We start from the raw sequence: 557 nt of genomic DNA, 5'->3' as shown, positions 1-557 counted from the left end.
ATTGATGGAGCAGGTGCAATACAACCTTCTGTTTCGTTGGTTCATCGGCCTGGCAATGGATGACGTGGTGTGGGTGCCCACGGTCTTCACGAAGAACCGCGAGCGGTTGATCAAGCACGATGCCGTGATCGAATTCTTCAACGAAGTGGTGGCCATCGCTCAGAAGAAGGATCTGCTCTCGGGCGAGCACTTCAGCGTAGACGGCACGCTGATCCAGGCGTGGGCGGGACACAAGAGCTTCGTTCGCAAGGACGATGACGATCAGGATGACGAAGGCAGCAGCGCGGGCGACTTTAAAGGTAGCAAGCGCAGCAACGAGACGCATCAGTCCAGGACCGATCCTGATGCGCGGCTCTACAGGAAAGGCAAGACGGGCAGCGAATTGCGATACATGGGCCATACGCTGACCGATAACCGGCACGGTCTGGTGGTCAACGCGCGCGTGACACGCGCTGACGGGCATGCTGAACGTGAAGCGGCCAAGATCATGATCAACGACGCGCGGCAAGCACTACAGGATGCGGGCGCAGAGATCACGTTGGGCGCGGACAAGGGTT

1 protein-coding gene is annotated in these 557 nt (G+C 58.7%); it reads left to right on the top strand.

Features of this window, described 5'->3' with window-relative positions; all coding sequences use genetic code 11:
- On the top strand, nucleotides 1-557 hold a 557-nt coding region (locus tag AB3X89_RS40145), incomplete at both ends, for an IS5 family transposase (RefSeq protein ID WP_368588046.1).

Origin of the sequence: Paraburkholderia sp. BR14320, assembly GCF_040948665.1 — a bacterium.
GTDB lineage: Bacteria > Pseudomonadota > Gammaproteobacteria > Burkholderiales > Burkholderiaceae > Paraburkholderia > Paraburkholderia youngii.
The sequence above is the reverse complement of the archived record's forward strand: the minus strand, read 5'-3'. Positions and strand labels throughout refer to the sequence as shown.